At 69.2% G+C, this 15890-nt stretch carries 16 protein-coding genes and 2 tRNA genes; 10 read left to right on the top strand and 8 right to left on the bottom strand.

Annotation, left to right across the window (positions count from 1 at the left end; all coding sequences use genetic code 11):
* Position 1 precedes the first annotated feature (1 nt).
* Complete coding sequence (locus tag FCG67_RS13445; protein WP_211243190.1) at positions 2-481, top strand: DUF6194 family protein; 480 nt, start codon at positions 2-4, stop codon at positions 479-481.
* Between the two features lie 20 nt (positions 482-501).
* Positions 502-1248, top strand: coding sequence for a MerR family transcriptional regulator (locus FCG67_RS13440; RefSeq protein WP_136910239.1), 747 nt, complete (start codon positions 502-504; stop codon positions 1246-1248).
* Positions 1249-1256: 8 nt separating this feature from the next.
* Here FCG67_RS13440 and FCG67_RS13435 read toward each other — a convergent pair whose 3' ends face one another.
* The 3 genes from FCG67_RS13435 to FCG67_RS13425 all read right to left on the bottom strand — a co-directional run bounded on the left by FCG67_RS13435 (position 1257) and on the right by FCG67_RS13425 (position 3786).
* Positions 1257-1946, bottom strand: coding sequence for a TetR/AcrR family transcriptional regulator (locus tag FCG67_RS13435; RefSeq protein WP_245220990.1), 690 nt, complete (start codon positions 1944-1946; stop codon positions 1257-1259).
* 92 nt (positions 1947-2038) lie between these two features.
* Positions 2039-2818, bottom strand: coding sequence for an ABC transporter permease (locus tag FCG67_RS13430; RefSeq protein ID WP_169310516.1), 780 nt, complete (start codon positions 2816-2818; stop codon positions 2039-2041).
* Positions 2815-3786, bottom strand: coding sequence for an ATP-binding cassette domain-containing protein (locus FCG67_RS13425; RefSeq protein ID WP_136910238.1), 972 nt, complete (start codon positions 3784-3786; stop codon positions 2815-2817). Before FCG67_RS13425 ends, FCG67_RS13430 begins: the two co-directional genes overlap by 4 nt.
* Positions 3787-3888: 102 nt before the next feature.
* Between FCG67_RS13425 and FCG67_RS13420 the strand changes: the two genes are divergently transcribed.
* The 4 genes from FCG67_RS13420 (at position 3889) to FCG67_RS13405 (ending at position 8130) form a co-directional block, all read left to right on the top strand.
* Complete coding sequence (locus FCG67_RS13420) at positions 3889-4632, top strand: TetR/AcrR family transcriptional regulator (protein WP_136910237.1); 744 nt, start codon at positions 3889-3891, stop codon at positions 4630-4632.
* Between the two features lie 171 nt (positions 4633-4803).
* The gene (gadC, locus tag FCG67_RS13415; RefSeq protein ID WP_136910236.1) at positions 4804-6273 is read left to right on the top strand and encodes a glutamate/gamma-aminobutyrate antiporter GadC; all 1470 of its coding nucleotides are present in this window, start codon (positions 4804-4806) and stop codon (positions 6271-6273) included.
* Positions 6273-6749 (top strand): hypothetical protein, encoded by a 477-nt coding sequence (locus tag FCG67_RS13410; protein ID WP_136910235.1) that lies wholly within the window; start codon positions 6273-6275, stop codon positions 6747-6749. Before gadC ends, FCG67_RS13410 begins: the two co-directional genes overlap by 1 nt.
* A 34-nt stretch (positions 6750-6783) precedes the next feature.
* Positions 6784-8130, top strand: coding sequence for a dipeptidase (locus FCG67_RS13405; protein WP_136910234.1), 1347 nt, complete (start codon positions 6784-6786; stop codon positions 8128-8130).
* A 14-nt stretch (positions 8131-8144) separates the two neighbouring features.
* On the opposite strand, the gene bcp is transcribed toward FCG67_RS13405, so the two are convergent.
* A complete protein-coding gene (gene bcp / locus FCG67_RS13400) occupies positions 8145-8618 on the bottom strand; it encodes a thioredoxin-dependent thiol peroxidase (RefSeq protein WP_027499805.1) in 474 nt (157 codons plus the stop codon).
* A gap of 127 nt (positions 8619-8745) precedes the next feature.
* Here bcp and FCG67_RS13395 point away from each other — a divergent pair, with 127 nt between their 5' ends.
* Both FCG67_RS13395 and FCG67_RS13390 read left to right on the top strand, forming a co-directional pair.
* Positions 8746-8967: a DUF3618 domain-containing protein gene (locus tag FCG67_RS13395; protein ID WP_136910318.1), complete on the top strand. Its 222-nt coding sequence runs from the start codon at positions 8746-8748 to the stop codon at positions 8965-8967.
* Positions 8968-8975: 8 nt separating this feature from the next.
* Complete coding sequence (locus FCG67_RS13390) at positions 8976-9461, top strand: SRPBCC family protein (protein ID WP_136910233.1); 486 nt, start codon at positions 8976-8978, stop codon at positions 9459-9461.
* 92 nt (positions 9462-9553) lie between these two features.
* Here the strand turns inward: FCG67_RS13390 and FCG67_RS13385 are convergent.
* Positions 9554-9626: transfer RNA gene (locus FCG67_RS13385), tRNA-Lys, on the bottom strand.
* Positions 9627-9992: 366 nt separating this feature from the next.
* Here FCG67_RS13385 and FCG67_RS13380 point away from each other — a divergent pair.
* Positions 9993-11138, top strand: coding sequence for a L,D-transpeptidase (locus FCG67_RS13380; protein ID WP_425467835.1), 1146 nt, complete (start codon positions 9993-9995; stop codon positions 11136-11138).
* A gap of 149 nt (positions 11139-11287) precedes the next feature.
* On the opposite strand, the gene FCG67_RS13375 is transcribed toward FCG67_RS13380, so the two are convergent.
* Both FCG67_RS13375 and orn read right to left on the bottom strand, forming a co-directional pair.
* Positions 11288-11360: transfer RNA gene (locus tag FCG67_RS13375), tRNA-His, on the bottom strand.
* Between the two features lie 89 nt (positions 11361-11449).
* Entirely contained in the window at positions 11450-12049 is a 600-nt protein-coding gene (gene orn / locus FCG67_RS13370; RefSeq protein ID WP_136910232.1) for an oligoribonuclease, read from the bottom strand.
* Between the two features lie 117 nt (positions 12050-12166).
* Between orn and FCG67_RS13365 the strand changes: the two genes are divergently transcribed.
* Positions 12167-14041 carry a helicase HerA-like domain-containing protein gene (locus FCG67_RS13365; protein WP_136910231.1) on the top strand — a complete coding sequence of 625 codons (1875 nt, stop codon included), beginning with the start codon at positions 12167-12169 and terminating at the stop codon, positions 14039-14041.
* Between the two features lie 62 nt (positions 14042-14103).
* On the opposite strand, the gene FCG67_RS13360 is transcribed toward FCG67_RS13365, so the two are convergent.
* A complete protein-coding gene (locus FCG67_RS13360; protein ID WP_342775485.1) occupies positions 14104-15834 on the bottom strand; it encodes an AMP-binding protein in 1731 nt (576 codons plus the stop codon).
* Between the last annotated feature and the right edge of the window lie 56 nt (positions 15835-15890).

The following is a 15890-nucleotide window of genomic DNA, read 5'->3' as shown; positions in this document are numbered from 1 at the left end:
CATGAGCGCAGACGAGAACGTCGAGATGTTGACGGAGCAGGACGTGATCGACGCGGCGACGCGGTTGCCGGGGGTGGTCGTGGTGACCGCCGACGAGCCGAGCGGGGCGCCCGAAGCCTCCTGGGGTGACTCGTTCGCCCACCTCGACCCGGACCGGAAGTTCCCTTTCGCGACGATCGTCACCCAGGACGTGCCCGGCTGGGACACCTACTCGGCGCTGGATCGTGACGGTGCCTTCCGCGTCAACTTCGGCGTCGGTCGGGCCGGGTTCGAGGAGCTGCTCGGCTACCCGCCGGCCGTGCACGCCGCGCACGCGGACGGGATCGACTTCACCGTCGGCGACCGGCTGCTGCCGCACCCGACGTACGCCGCACAGTCCTGGGTGTCGATCGTGTGTCCCACGCGGGCGAGCCTCCCGCTGGTGGAGGACCTGTTCGACCGGGCCCACGCGCACGCCGCGCGCCGCCGCCGGACCGGGTGACGTAAGCGGATGATCGGGTGATGGACGACGGGTACACGGTCGGGGAGCTCGCGCGGCTGTCCGGCGTCTCGGTGCGGACCCTGCACCACTACGACGCCATCGGGCTGCTGACGCCGCACGCGCGCAGCACCGCCAACCACCGGCGGTACTCAGGCGCCGATGTCGCGCGGCTGCGGCAGATCCTGTTCTACCGGGAGCTCGAGTTCGGCCTCGAGGAGATCGCGGAGATCCTGGCCGATCCCGCGGTGCGCCCGGACTCGCACCTGCGCAGGCAGCACCGGCTGCTGCGCGAGCGCCGGGCCCGCATCGACGGCCTGCTCGACGCCGTCGAACACGAACTGCGGGCGCGTGGCTCGGGCATCGCGCTGACGGCCGCCGAGCAGCTCGAGATCTTCGACACCGACCGATTCGGCGATGCCCTCGCGGAGGTCGAGGAGCAGTGGGGGGTCGACGCCCACGCGGCGGCCTACACGAAGGAGGACTGGTCGGCGATCAAGGCGGAGGCCGACGCCGACATCGCGGCCTTCGCGGCGGCGCTGGCCGCGGGCGAGCCGGCCGACGGCGAGGCCGCGATGCGGGCCGCCGAGGATCACCGGATGCACCTGGCGCGCTGGTTCTTCCCCTGCAGCCATCGGCAGCACCGAAAGGTGGCCGCGCACTACGTGTCCGACCCGGCGACCGTCGCGCAGTGGGACGAGATCGCACCGGGGTTCGCGTGGTACGTGCACGACGCGATCGTGGCGAACGCCGACCGCGCCGGTTCGTGACCGCCCGCTCAGGTGGAGCGTGATTCCTTCTCGGCGACGAGCAGGTACGCGGCCATCAGCCGCTTCAGCTCGTCGACGGCGTCGGCGTGGCTCTGCCCGTCCTGGACCGAGAAGTTGAGCATCGAGTACACGACGTGGACGAGGACCTCGGCCATCATCGTGCGGCGGTCGCGTTCGGTGCGCGGGGTCAGTGGGGCGAGCATCCGGGAGATCTGCTCGGCGAGCTGGCGCTCCTGGATCTTTCCGGTGGCCCGCGTCGACGGGGTGGACTGCATCGCCAGCCACACCTCGCGCCGCGACGGGTCCGAGGTCCACAGCTTCGCCAGGTGATCGACGAAATTGTTCAGGAAACGCAGCCAGTCGAGTGAGGGCACCTCGCCGTTGAACTGCTCGAGTTCGTCGCGCACCGACGTGAAGTCCTGCCGGTTCAGTTCGCAGACGATCACGTACTTGTTGGCGAAGAACTGGTACAGCGTGCCGATGGGGACATCGGCCCGCGACGCCACCTCCTCGCAGGTGAACGACTCGAACCCGACATCGGTGAGCAGGTCCCGCGACGAGGCGAGCAGGGCGTCGAACTTGCGTCGGCTGCGCTCCTGGGTCGGCCGCTTGCGGGGGAGCAGTTCCTCCAGCGCGGCTGGGTCGGCACCAGCCTCCAGGGCCGGGTCCGCGCGGCGCGAGGTTCGGCTGCTGGTCATGGACTCCACTTGTCCAGGTTATCCGTCTTTGTCGCCGGATCCGATGAACCCCGGGTTCTGGGTGTTTCCCGGGGTACCGGATACCTGGGGAGCTACCGGGTGACGCGGTTGCGGTACAGGACGTTCGCCCAGACGAATCCCACCGCCGCGATCGCCGCGCACCAGGCCACCGCGAGCCAGGCGCTGTTGCCGATCGGGGTACCCATCAACAGGCCGCGGACCGTCTCGATGATCGGGGTGATCGGCTGGTTCTCGGCGAACCACCGCAGCCAGGTCGGCATCGTCTCGGCCGGCACGAAGGCACTGCTGACGTATGGCAGGAACATGATGACGAAGGTGAACCCGCCCGCCGCCTCCGGGTTCTTCGCCAGCAGGCCGAGGGCCGTCGACAGGTACGACAGGGCGAAGACGAAGGCCGCGATCATCCCGATCGCGCCGAGCCACTTCATCGGGTCGCTGGTCGGGCGGAAGCCCATCAGCAGGGCGACCGCGAAGACGATCGCCGTGGTGAGCAGGTTGCGAACCACGCTGGCGAGCACGTGCCCGGTCAGAAACGAGGACTGGGCGATGGGCAGCGTCCGGAACCGGTCGATGATGCCCTCGGTCATGTCGGACGAGACCCCGACCGCGGTCGTCGAGGCGCCGAAGGCGGCGCACAGCAGGATGATTCCGGGCACCACGTAGTTGATGTACGCGGTGCCGGTGTCGATCGCGCCACCGAAGACGTACACGAACAGCAGCATCAGCATGATCGGCAGCGCGACCGCCATGATCATCGAGTCCGGGCTGCGCAGCAGGTGTTTGAGGCTTCGGCGCAGCATCGCAAGCGAGTCGGCGGCGACGGCGGTGCGGGGCAGGGTCTGGGTGCTCATCGGGCTGCTGCTTTCGTGGTCGGGGCGTCGGCGTCGCGGGGCGAGCCGGTGAGGGCGAAGAAGACGTCGTCGAGGTCGGGCGTGTGCAGGGCGAACTTCTCGACCGAGATGTCGTCGTCGATGCGGTCGAGCAGGGCCCGCAGTGACGCGATGCTGCCGTCGGTTGGCACCTCGACGGTGAGGGTCTCGGGGCGCGTGACGGACCCGGGCAACGCGCCCGCGGCCCGGTCCAACTGGGCGGGATCGGTGAACTGCAGCTCCATGTGGCCGCCATGGACGAGCCGCTTGAGCTCGTCGGCGGTGCCCTCGGCCACGATCCGGCCCCCGTCGATGACGGCGATCCGGTCGGCGAGCTCGTCGGCCTCGTCGAGGTACTGGGTGGTGAGGAAGATGGTCACTCCGCTCGCGACCAGTTCGCGGATGACGATCCACATGTCGCGGCGGCTACGCGGGTCCAGTCCGGTCGTCGGCTCGTCGAGGAACACCACCTTCGGGTTCGCCACCAGGCTCATCGCCAGGTCGAGGCGCCGTCGCATGCCGCCCGAGTAGGTCTCGGACCGCCGGTCCGCCGCGTCCGTGAGCGAGAAGCGGTCCAGGAGTTCGGCGGCGCGGCGCCGCGATTCGCGCCTGCCGAGGTGATGGAGCTCGGCCATGAGCGCGAGGTTCTCCCGGCCCGTGAGCAGCTTGTCGACCGCCGCGTACTGACCCGTGACGCTGATGCTGCGCCGCACCTCCTGGGCCGATCGGGGCAGGTCGTGCCCTGCCACCCTCACGGTGCCGGAGTCGAAGGGCAGCAGGGTGGACAGGATCCGGACGGTGGTGGTCTTGCCCGCGCCGTTGGCGCCGAGCAGGGCGAACACCCCGCCCTCGGGCACGAACAGGTCGAGTCCGTCGAGCACGGTGTGGTCGCCGTAGGACTTGGTGAGCCCGGCGACGGAGATCGCGCCGGTGGATTCGGGTCTGGTCATGGGATCCGCCCTTCGTAAAACTGTGTATGTCGTATACCGTTGTGTAGACCATACACAGTTTTAGGATGGGCGCAAGAGTTCGAGGACAGGAGCACAGCGCGGATGGAAACCAGTGGCGGCCCGGAGCTTCCGCGGAAGATCAAGCTCGCGTGGGGGCTGGCCGAACCGGGGAGTCGGGGACCGCGCCGCGGACTGAGCCTCGAGCAGATACTCGATGCGGCAATCGAACTCGCGGACAGAGAGGGGGTGGCCGCGCTGTCCATGAGCCGGGTCGCCAAGGCGCTCGGGTTCACCACCATGTCGCTGTATCGCTATGTCGAGAGCAAGGACGAGCTGATCGAGCTGATCTCGGATCGGGCCCTCGGTCCGCCGCCCGAGTTCGCGAAGGGGCTGGGGTGGCGGGAAGGCCTGCAACAGTGGGCGATCGCCGAGCGCGAGGGCGTGCTGCGGCACCCGTGGTGGTTGCAGCTGCCGATCGTCGCGCCGCCGACCGGCCCGAACAACATGCTGTGGCTCGACGCGGGTTTGGCGCGCCTGAGCGAGACCCCGCTCCCGGAGGCGCTCAGGGTGAAGGTGGTGCTGAACACCTCGCTCTACGTCGTCGGCCGGGCCCGGTTCTCCAGCGACATCGCGGCCGCAGCCGCAGCCGAGGACGGCGAGTACGCCTCGATCCTGCCCGCGCTGCTCGACCCGGACCGGTTTCCGCACCTGCTCCGGGCGGTGTCGGAAGGCGCGTTCGAGGACGATCCCCAGGACGAGGACCTCGGGTGGGCGGACGCGGATTTCCGGTTCGCCCTCGACCTGCTGCTCGACGGCATCGAGAAGTTGGTCGACGCGCACCGCTGAGGGGCCGGTGCTCCGCCGTCGTTTGCGGGCGCGCACCCCTCATCCGAACCGGGTGAATTCGCGCCAGGGAAGCGCGTGATCCGCTGCAAATCCGTTGCGCCGGGGGAATAGTGCAAGGGGAAGCCCGCGGTCGCGTCGGTGACCCGGTCCGACGTCGATTGGTGGGAACCGATGAGCGTTGACACAGAGGGTCCGCCGGACGGCGCCGCGACGCCGAGGCGACTCCCCGTCGCCCCCCGGCAGCAGTACATCACCTGGATCGCGCTGGCGATGATGACCACGAGCTCGGTCGCCAGCCTGCGCTCCGCGCCGTCGATGGCGATTTACGGCCTCGCGTGCGTGTTCCTCTACATCGTCCCGGCGATCGTGTTCCTGCTGCCGACCTCGCTGGTGGCGGCCGAGCTCGCGTCGGGCTGGTCTGGAGGGGTCTACCGCTGGGTGGGCGAGGGCATCTCCGACAAGGCGGGCTTCCTCGCCGTCTGGTGCCAGTTCGCGATGACGATCTTCTACTACCCGACGTTGTTGGCCTACGTGGCCAGCACCTTCGCCTACGTGATCAATCCGGCGTTGGCCTCGAACGGGCTCTACACCGCGATCATCATCGTCACCCTGTTCTGGACCGGGGTCTTCGTCTCCTCGCGAGGGATGAAGGCCGTGGCCGGACTCTCCAGCGCCGGACTCGTTCTCGGCACCCTGATCCCGGGCGTGCTGCTGATCGTCATGGGCGTGGTGTTCCTCGGGCAGGGCAACCCCTCCGCGGCGCCGATGGAGTTCAGCGCGCTGCTTCCCGCGTGGACCGGGATCGCGAGCCTGGTGCTCATCGTCAACAACTTCCTGTCGTACTCGGGGATGGAGATGAACGCCGTCCACGTCTCCAGCCTGCGCAAGCCGGCCAAGGAGTTCCCGCGCGCGATGTTCGTCGCGATGGGCCTGGTGCTCGCCATCTTCATCCTGCCCGCCATCGCGATCAGCTGGGTGGTGCCCGCCGAGAAGCTCTCGCTCACCGCGGGCGTGATGCAGGCCTTCGACATCTTCTTCGCGCACTTCGGATTCGGATGGGCGACACCGATTCTGGCATTGATGCTGATCGCCGCGTCGCTGGGCGGCATGCTGACCTGGCTGGCCGGGCCTTCCAAGGGGCTGCTGATGATCGGCAGGCAGGACGGGTTCCTGCCACCGATCCTGCAGCGGTTGAACAAGCACGGGGTCCAGCAGAACATCCTGGTCGCACAGGGCGTGGTGACCACCCTCATCGCGCTGTTGTACGCCTTCATCCCGGAGGTCTCCAGCGCCTACTGGATCCTGTCGGTGATCACCACCCAGGTCTATCTCGTGGTGTACGTGCTGATGTTCGTCGCGGCGATGCGGCTGCGGAAGAACCGGCCGGACCAGCCGCGGGGCTACCGCGCGCCCGCGCTGTTCCTGCTCTGCTGGGTCGGCATCATCTCGAGCCTCGCGGCGTTCTGCATCGGGTTCGTGCCGCCCTCACAGTTCGGAGGCGGCAGCGTCTTCGTCTACATCCTCATCGTCGGTGGCGGGTTCGGGATCGTCGGGATCGGGGTCCCGCTCCTGATCCTGGCCATGCGCAAACCGTCTTGGAAGCAGGATATTTCGGCTGACCCGCTGGCGGAGGAGGCGTGATGACCACACCGGAGAAGGGCGAGGTCAACGTGGCCGCCGTCGACGATCTGCACAAGCGGCCGGAGAACACGCACTGGATCCTCTATCTGGCGGCCTTCGCGGTGTTCGTCGGGCTGGCGGCCTGGGGTCTGGTCACCTTCAACGAGAACAAACGCTCCGACGAGGCGGATGCCAAGGCCACCGAGCTCGCGGCGCAGTTCGAGGCGGCGGGCCTCGGCGCTCTCGACGTCGAGGCGACCGCGCGGGTGCTCGGATCGGACGGCGGTGCCGCGTGCACCGACCCGGGCAACGCGCTCAGGACCGGTGTGCTCAATCAGCAACTCGTCAGCGGCGCAGCCGGCCCCGGCCAGCGCCCCATTCTCGCGACCCACGATGCGGTGGATGGGGCGCGGTTGGTGATCGAGGTCTACTGCCCGGACCAGTCGGCCGAGTTCGAGGAAACCCTGAACGATCTGAAACTTGTCGACGGCAGCTGAGCGGCAGCCGTCGGTGACAGCCAAGGAGGTGGCAATGCCAGACGAGATTCGCTCCAAGGTAAGGGACTTGATGCCCACGGCGCGCACGGAGCTCGCCACGCTGGTGGGCTTCAAGTCGGTGGCCGATCCCCGTCAGTTCCCGCCGCAGGGGTGCACGGACGCGGCGAACTGGGTGCGGGACGCCTTCGTTGCGGCCGGAATCGGCCACGTCGAGCTGATCGAGACCCCGGACGGCTCGAACGCCGTCGTCGGGCACCAGCCGGGGCCCGAGGGCGCGCCGACGGTTCTCCTCTACTGCCACTACGACGTTCAGCCGCCGGGCAACGAGAAGCTGTGGCACACCCCGCCATTCGAGCTCACCGAACGCGACGGCCGCTGGTATGGGCGCGGTGCGGCGGACTGCAAGGGCAACATCGTGATGCACCTGCTCGCATTGCGCGCGCTCGGCACGCCTTTCCCCGTCGGCATCCGGGTGGTGGCCGAGGGCTCCGAGGAGATGGGTACCGGTGGCCTCGAGGAGCTGGTGCAACAGCGCCCCGAACTGTTCGAGGCCGACATGATCCTGGTGGTGGACACCGGCAACGCCGAGGTCGGCGAGCCGACGGCGACGATCACCCTGCGTGGGATGGCGAATGTCGTCGTGTACGTCGAGACGATGGCAGGGGAGGTGCACTCCGGGATGTTCGGCGGGCCCGCGCCCGACGCCCTCGCCGCGCTGGTGCAGATGCTGGCGACGCTCCGCGACGAGGACGGCAACACCGTGGTCGAGGGTCTGGACTCCGGGCAGCGGTGGGACGGTGCCGAATACGCCGAGGCGCAGTTCCGCACCGACGCCGGGGTGCTCGACGGGGTCGGCCTGCCCGGATCGGGTTCGGTCGCGGATTCGGTGTGGGCCAGGCCCGCGCTGACGATCCTCGGGATGGACTGCCCGCCGGTCGTGGGGTCGGCCGCCGCGATCCAGCCGAGGGCGTCGGCGCGACTGAACCTGCGGGTGCCGCCCGGGATGGACCCGCAGAAGGCGCAGGACGCGCTGATCGCACACCTGGAGGCCGCCGCGCCGTGGGGCGCGCGGGTGACGGTCGAACCGGAGCAGATCGGATCGCCGTTCCGCGCCAAAACGGACGGGCCCGGCTACGCGGCCCTCGCCGACGCCATGGCCGAGGCCTTCGGGAAGCCGCTCGGCACGGTGGGGCAGGGCGGCTCCATCCCGCTCTGCAACGTCTTCGCGACCATGGTCCCCGGTGCGGAGATCGTGATGCTCGGGGTCGAGGAGCCGCGCTGCCTCATCCATGCCCCCAACGAGAGCGTCGACCCGTCCGAGATCGAGAACCTCGCGGTCGCGGAGGCGCTGTTCCTCGGACGGTTCGCCGCTACCCGCTGACTGCGGGGTCGGGCTCAGACGGACAGGTCGCGGCGCAGCTTGGCGACGTGACCGGTGGCCCGGACGTTGTACTGGGCCACCTCGATCTTGCCCTGCTCGTCGACCAGGAAGGTGGAGCGGATCACGCCCTGCACGGTCTTGCCGTACATGGTCTTCTCGCCGAACGCGCCCCAGGCCTTGAGCGTCTCGCGCTCCGGATCCGACAGCAACGGGAAGGTGAGCTCCTCGTTGTCGCGGAACTTGGCCAGCTTCGCGGGCTTGTCGGGGGAGATGCCGACGACGTCCAGGCCAGCGCCGTTCAGCTCGGCCAGGTTGTCGCGGAAGTCGCAGGCCTGCTTGGTGCAGCCCGGGGTGCTGGCCGCCGGGTAGAAGTACACGATCACCTTGCGTCCGCGGTAGTCGGCGAGCGAGACCTCCTTGCCGTCGGCGTCGGGCAGGGTGAAGCCGGGCGCGGTGTCCCCGGCGGCGAGTCTGATGTTCTCGGTCACGCCGACCAGGTTACTGGCACCCCCGGCCGTGACACCGGACCTCGGCGGTTCCTCCCTGCGCCCACGCGCGCCGCACCGGTACGGTCATGACCAAGCAAGATCGACGATGAGAGAAAGTGGGATCCACGTGCCCAGGGACACCGAGAGCATCGAGCGCGACATCGAGCAGGCGCGCAACCAGCTCGCCAGCACGCTCGACGAACTGAGCGTCCGCACCAACCCGAAGCGACTGGTCGAGAACGCCAAGGCCGGCCTGGTCGCCAAGGTCAACGAGCCGCCGGTCAAGTTCGCCCTGATCGGCGCGGGCGCCTTGGTCGCGGTACTGGTGCTGCGCAAGATCTTCCGCTGATCGACGCGGTGTCCACCCGATTCCGCACCTTCGAGCGGACCTCGGTCGTCGAGGCGCCGCGCGAGGCCGTCTGGGCGCGGATCGTCACCCCGCGGGGCATCAACGACGAGATGATGCCGCTGCTGCGGATGGCGATGCCCAGGGGCGCGCGGGGGCTGACGGTGGACACCGTGGAGGTCGGCCGCAAGGTCGGACGATGCCGGCTGTACCTGTTCGGCATCGTCCCGTTCGACCATGACGACCTGATGCTCGCCGAACTGGAGCCGGGCCACCGGTTCCTCGAGCGCTCGACGATGGCCTCGATGCGGACATGGGAGCACGAGCGGACCCTGACCGCCGACGGCGCGCGACGGACCCTCGTGCACGACCGGGTGCGTTTCGAGCCGCGGGGTCCGATCGCAGCCGTCCCCGGGCTGCCCGGGCTGCTGGAGCGGGTGATCGGCCGGTTCTTCGCGCACCGGCACCGAAAGTTGGGACGGCACTTCGCGAACTGAGGACCGAGCCCCGTGCGGCCCTCCCACGCAACGATGTCGAACTCTGCAACGACAAAGAAGGCCCCGACCGTGACGGTCGGGGCCTTCTCGTGTGCGCCCACAGGGACTCGAACCCCGGACCCAGTGATTAAGAGTCACTTGCTCTACCAACTGAGCTATAGGCGCATTGTCACTCGCTCGGGACTCGCGCCCCGCTCTCTGCGACGTGGAGAACATTAGACGAGCGATCCGAGCGAATGCAAATCAGCCCCCCATCGGCACTCGACGGGCTGGTCAGGGGCCTGTACGGGGTAACGCTCGCGGCCCGGGCGGCGATTGGAATGTGAACGTTATTGGGTCGGCCGGGACGCTGTTGGCTGGCATGGCGCCGAGCCTGGCATCATGGCAGTTCACAGCTCTGCGCGTCCGGTGTGCGCCCTGTGGCGGCCGGTTGTGGATGGTGTGTGTAGTGGCTTCGAGTACATGAGGGTGGGGATCAGGGTGGCGACCATACGGGGAACGCTGAGTGCGGTGGCTCTCGCGGCGGCGGCGATGCTCGTGGCGACAGGGTGCACGGTGCAGTTCGGTGAGGATGCCGAGGCGGCGCCCGCACAGGCGGCCATCGACCTGAACCCGGTGTTCGAGTTGATCAAGCCGAAGGTGACGTCGGTCGTGGCGGACGGCGCGGTCGGGCACTCGCCCGGCGACCCCGTCGCGGTCCGGGTCGCGGACGGCAAGCTGTCGAAGGTGACGCTGCTCGACGCGTCCGGCGACCCCGTGGCAGGCGCCATCGCCCCGGACGGTCAGTCCTGGGTGAACACGCAGCCGCTCAAGTACAACGGCGAATACCGTCTGGAGGCCGACGCCTTCGGGCTTGGCGGTGCGAGCACGACGGTGTCGAGCTTCACCACCAGCTCGCCCGGCAACCTCACCAAGCCGTATGTGATGCCGGGGGACGGGGACGTCGTCGGGATCGGCCAGCCCGTCGCGGTGCAGTTCGACGAGTCGATCCCCGACCGCCAGGCCGCGCAGGACGCCATCACCGTCGTCACCAACCCGCCGGTGCCTGGCGCCTTCTACTGGGTCAACGACCGCGAGGTGCGCTGGCGTCCCGAGAACTACTGGGCCCCTGGCACCGCGGTGACGGTGGACGTCAACGTCTTCGGCCGCAACCTCGGCGGCACCCTGTTCGGCCAGGCGAACGAGCACCGTGAGTTCCGGATCGGCGACTCGATGATCGCGTACGCCGACGACAACACCAAGCAGGTCACGTTCGAGCGCAACGGCCAGGTGGTCATGACGATGCCGACGTCGATGGGCAAGGACAGCTCGCCCACCGACAACGGTGTCTACATCATCGGCGACCGTTTCGAGCACCTGATCATGGACTCGTCCACGTACGGCGTCCCGGTGAACTCCCCGCAGGGCTACAAGACCCCCGTGGACTACGCGACCCGAATGTCCTACAGCGGCATCTTCTTCCACTCCGCGCCGTGGTCGGTGGGGGACCAGGGCTCGGCCAACGTCAGCCACGGCTGCCTGAACCTGAGCCCGGCCAACGCGCGGTGGGTGTTCGAGAACACCAAGCGCGGCGACCTGACGATCGTGAAGAACACGGTGGGCGGCACGCTGTCCGGCACCGACGGACTCGGTGACTGGAACATCCCGTGGGCGACCTGGAAGGCCGGCAACGCCTGATCTCGCGGCCGTAGCGAGGGCCCCGCACCCACAACAGGGTGCGGGGCCCTTCGCGTTGTACGGACCGGTGTGCCGGGTCGCAGGGGCCGTTGCCTGCCCCGGAAACGGAGAAAGCCCCCCCGACCGGAGTCGGGGGGGCTTTCTCTTCGGGTGACTGACGGGACTCGAACCCGCGACAGCCAGGATCACAACCTGGTGCTCTACCAACTGAACTACAGTCACCATTGCCGGCATGGTTTCACCCTCGCGGGCTGCTCCGTATCGGCGTGCACGATATTAGCCTGACTCGTCGCCGGAATGCCAATCGATATCTATTCGGCGACCAGATCCTCGACGACCGCGGCGATGTCGTCGGTGGTGGGACCGGGCTCCGCGACGAATGCGGTCCGTCGGTAGTACTTGAGTTCGCGGATGGATTCCTGGATGTCCGCCAGCGCCCGGTGCGCGAGCCCCTTCTCCGGCTGGCCGAAGTAGATCCGGGGATACCAGCGGCGGCACAGCTCCTTGATCGAGCTGACGTCGATCATCCGGTAGTGCAGGTATTCGTCGAGTGCGGGCATGTCCCTGGCGAGGAAGCCGCGGTCGGTGGCGATCGAGTTGCCCGCCAGGGGGGCGGTGCCCGCGGCGGGGATGTGCTCGCGGATGTAGGCGAGCACCTGCTGCTCGGCCTCCTCGAGCGTCACCGTCGACCGGCGCACCTCCTCGGTCAGTCCGGAGCGCTCGTGCATCCTCTTGACGACGTCGGGCATGTCGGCCAGCGCGGCGTCGTCGGCGTGGATGACGATGTCCACGCCTTCTCCGAGCACATTCAGATCGCTGTCGGTGACCAGCGCGGCCACCTCGATCAGCTTGTCGGTGCCGAGCCGCAGTCCGGTCATTTCGCAATCGATCCACACAAGTTTGTCCTGCACCAGGAACACAGTAGTCAGCCGAAGACCGGGTTAAGGTCAACTGGTCGCTTCGCGGGCCCGGTCGGCTGGGCGGCGGCGGACACATTCGCAGACGTTGTCGCTCCGAGGAGGGCATGAATGACGGTGGATCCAACCTCATCCGGTGAATCCGCTCCACAGGTGGACTCGGTATCGCTCGAGGAGAAGGCCAAGGCCGCCAAGGCCGCTGCCGAAGAGGCCGCCCGCGTGGCCGCGGAGGCGCTCGCGGCGGCAGAGGCCGCGGAGCAGGCCGCAGCGGAGGCAGCGCGGGTCCAGGCGGCGAAGACCCCGGCCAAGCCTGCCCCGGTCGACGCCGCTCCCGCCACCGCTGCTGCGGCCGAAGCCACGCCCGCCGCAGCGGCTCCCGCCGCAGCGGCTCCCGCCGAGGCCGTCCCCGCCCCGGTCGAGACCGCCGCCGCTCCGAGCCCGGCCGCGCAGGAGATCGCCGCGGGCTACGCGTTCGAGGGCGCGGCGCTGGAGCTGGGCACGGTGATCGTCGACGGTGTCGTGGATCCCGCTGCGCGCGTACGGATCCCGCTCGCCACGATCAACCGCCACGGACTGGTCGCGGGCGCGACCGGCACCGGCAAGACGAAGACGTTGCAGGGCATCTGCGAGCAGCTCTCGGCCGCCGGCGTGCCCGTGGTGATGGCCGACGTCAAGGGCGACGTATCCGGGCTCTCCGCGCCAGGCGAGTCGAGCGAGAAGATGGTCGCGCGGGCCGTCTCGACCGGCATCACCGACTGGGTACCGACGGGGTTCCCTGTCGAGTTCCTCTCGCTCGGCACCGAGGGCATCGGCATCCCGGTGCGCGCGAGCATCACCAGCTTCGGGCCGATCCTGCTGAGCAAGGTGTTGGGGCTCAACGAAACCCAGGAGTCCACGCTCGGGTTGATCTTCCACTGGGCGGACACCCAGGGCCTCGCGCTGCTCGACCTCAAGGACCTGCGCTCGGTCATCGCGCACCTGACCTCCGACGAGGGCAAGGCCGACCTCAAGGGCATCGGCGGTGTCTCCTCGGCCACCGCGGGCGTGATCCTGCGCGCGCTGGTCAACCTGGAGGCGGGCGGCGGCGACACCTTCTTCGGCGAGCCGGAGCTGGAGACCGAGGATCTGCTGCGGGTCGGGCCGGACGGCAAGGGCATCATCACGCTGTTCGAGCTGGGCGCGCAGGCGGCCCGCCCGGTGATGTTCTCCACCTTCCTGATGTGGGTGCTCGCCGATCTGTTCCAGACGCTGCCCGAGGTCGGCGACGTGGACAAGCCGAAGCTGGTCTTCATCTTCGACGAGGCGCACCTGCTGTTCACGGACGCGTCGAAGGCGTTCCTGCAGCAGGTGGAGCAGACCGTCAAGCTGATCCGCTCGAAGGGCGTCGGTGTGTTCTTCTGCACCCAGCTGCCAACGGACGTTCCCAACAACGTGCTCTCACAGCTCGGTGCCCGGATCCAGCACGCCCTGCGTGCGTTCACCCCGGACGATCAGAAGGCGCTGAACAAGACGGTTCGCACCTACCCGAAGACGGAGCATTACGACCTGGAGAAGGCGCTGACCTCGCTCGGCATCGGTGAGGCGGTGGTGACCGTGCTGTCCGAGAAGGGCGCGCCGACGCCGGTGGCGTGGGCGAAGATCCCGCCGCCGCGGTCGCTGATGGACACCATCGGTGAGCCGGCGATCAGGGCGGCGGCCGCGGCCAGCCCGCTGCACGCGAAGTACGGCCAGACCATCGACCGGGAATCGGCCTACGAGAAGCTGACGGCCAGCGTGTCCGGGGCGCCGAACGCGGACGGCATCGACCTGCCGCCCGCCCTGCCGGATCTGCCGGACCTGCCGCCCCCGCCGCCGGACGAGCCGAGCGCCGTGGAGCGGATCATGGAGAACAGCGCGGTCAAGAGCTTCCTGCGGTCGGCAGCCACCGTCGCCGGACGCGAGATCTCGCGCTCGATCTTCGGCACCGGCCGCCGCCGCAAGCGCTGACGCACCTGTGCGCGGTTGACGAGTCCCTGGACTCGTCAACCGCGCACAGGCGGCGGAGCCGCCTAGGCCTTCGGGAGCAGGCGGGGAACCACCTTGCCCGCCGGATTGCGGGGGAGTTCGTCGAGGAACGCGACCTCGCGAGGGACGCAGTGCCGGGCGAGGTGCGCCTTCACGTGCGACTTGATCCCATCCTCCGTCAGGCCCGCGCCGTCGGGGTCGTCGGTGCGCACCACGTAGGCGGCCAGCCGCGCGCCGAACTCCGGATCGTCGATGCCGACGACGGCGTTCTCCAGCACCCCGGACAGCTCGCTGAGCAGGTTCTCGACCTCTCGCGGGTAGACGTTCTCGCCGCCCGAGACGATCATGTCGTCGCTGCGCCCGTCGAGGAACAGCAGGCCGGTCGGGTCGAAGTGCCCCAGGTCGCCGGTGGACATCAGCCCGCCGCTGATCTCCTTCTCGCTCCCGCTGCGGGTGTAGCCCTCGAACAGCATTCCGTTGCCGACGAAGACACGGCCGACGGTGCCGTGCGGCACCTCGTGGCCGCGATCGTCGAGGATCCGCACGACGGTCCCGAGCGGGGGACGGCCGGCGGTGGTGGGGTGCGCACGCAGCTCGTGCGGCTGCGCGATCGACGCCCAGCTCACCTCCGTTGAGCCGTAGAAGTTGTACAGCACGGACCCGAACACCTCGAAGGTCTTGTGCACCACCCCGGTCGGGATCGCCGAGCCGCTGGCCGCGATCACCCGCAGCGTGGAGAGATCGACGTCCCGATCACCGGCGGGCAGGTCGGTGATCCGCTGCAACATCGTCGGCACCACCCACAGCGCGGTGGCCCGGTGCTCGGCGATCTGGGTCACGGTGGCGGCTGGGTCGAATCGGCGGGCGAGCACCATCGTCGAGCGCAGGGCCAGTCCGACCTGGGCGGCGGCCAGGCCCCAGGTGTGAAAGATCGGCGAGGCGACGACGGTGGTCTCGGCGCTGCGCAGGGGCAGTCGGGAGAGCAGGGCGGACGCGGGCATCCAGCTGCGCGGTTCCGGCCGGTTGGCGCCCTTGGGGGTGCCCGTCGTGCCGGAGGTGAGGACGACGATCCGGCCGCGCCTCGGACGGCGAGCCAGCGGCGCGGTGGTCCGCCGCCCGCCCGCGAGCAGGTCCTCGAAGCGCACCCGGTCCGCGTCTGCGGAAACTTCCGCAGTCTCCGCAGGCTCCGCGTCGGCGCAGTTTGGACGCTCCGCAGGCTCCGCGTCGGCGCAGTTTGGACGCTCCGCAGGCTCCGCGTCGGCGAAGACCGCGACGCTGGGGGCCGTGTCCGTCAGCAACGGGGTGAATTCGGAATCGACCAGCAGCCAGTCGATCTTCTGTTCCGCGAGCACTTCTGCGAGCTGGGTGGTCGAGGCCCCGGTGTTCAGCAGCACCAGGTCGGTGCCGAGCCGGGCGGACGCGCCCATCGCGATCAGGAAGCCGCGGTGGTTGCGGGCCAGGATGCCGATCCGCCCGCGTTCACGTAGCCCTCGCTCGTATAGCGCGCCGGCGAGCGCGCGGGCGTCCGCGTTGAGGCGCCGGTAGCTGATCGGCCCGCGGTCGTCGATGACGGCGATCCGGTCGCCGTCGCGGCGCGCGGCCACCGCGAGCAGGCCCCCCGCGGTGAAGTCCCACTGGTACCAGGCGGAGACGACGCCGGCGAGCCTGCTCGGGCCCATCGGTCCGACGATGCCCGCCTTGGTGACGGGGACGAGTCCCTTGAGTAGGTCGGTTGCTCCGGTAACGCTCGGCATCTCGGCGGTGTCCTCACTCACGCGGGGTATTCCGCTGCGGCGACGGCCACAGCCCCCCGGTAACTTACTCGGCGGTA

The sequence above is a fragment of the Rhodococcus oryzae genome, assembly GCF_005049235.1.
Lineage (GTDB): Bacteria > Actinomycetota > Actinomycetes > Mycobacteriales > Mycobacteriaceae > Rhodococcus_G > Rhodococcus_G oryzae.
The sequence above is the reverse complement of the archived record's forward strand: the minus strand, read 5'-3'. Positions and strand labels throughout refer to the sequence as shown.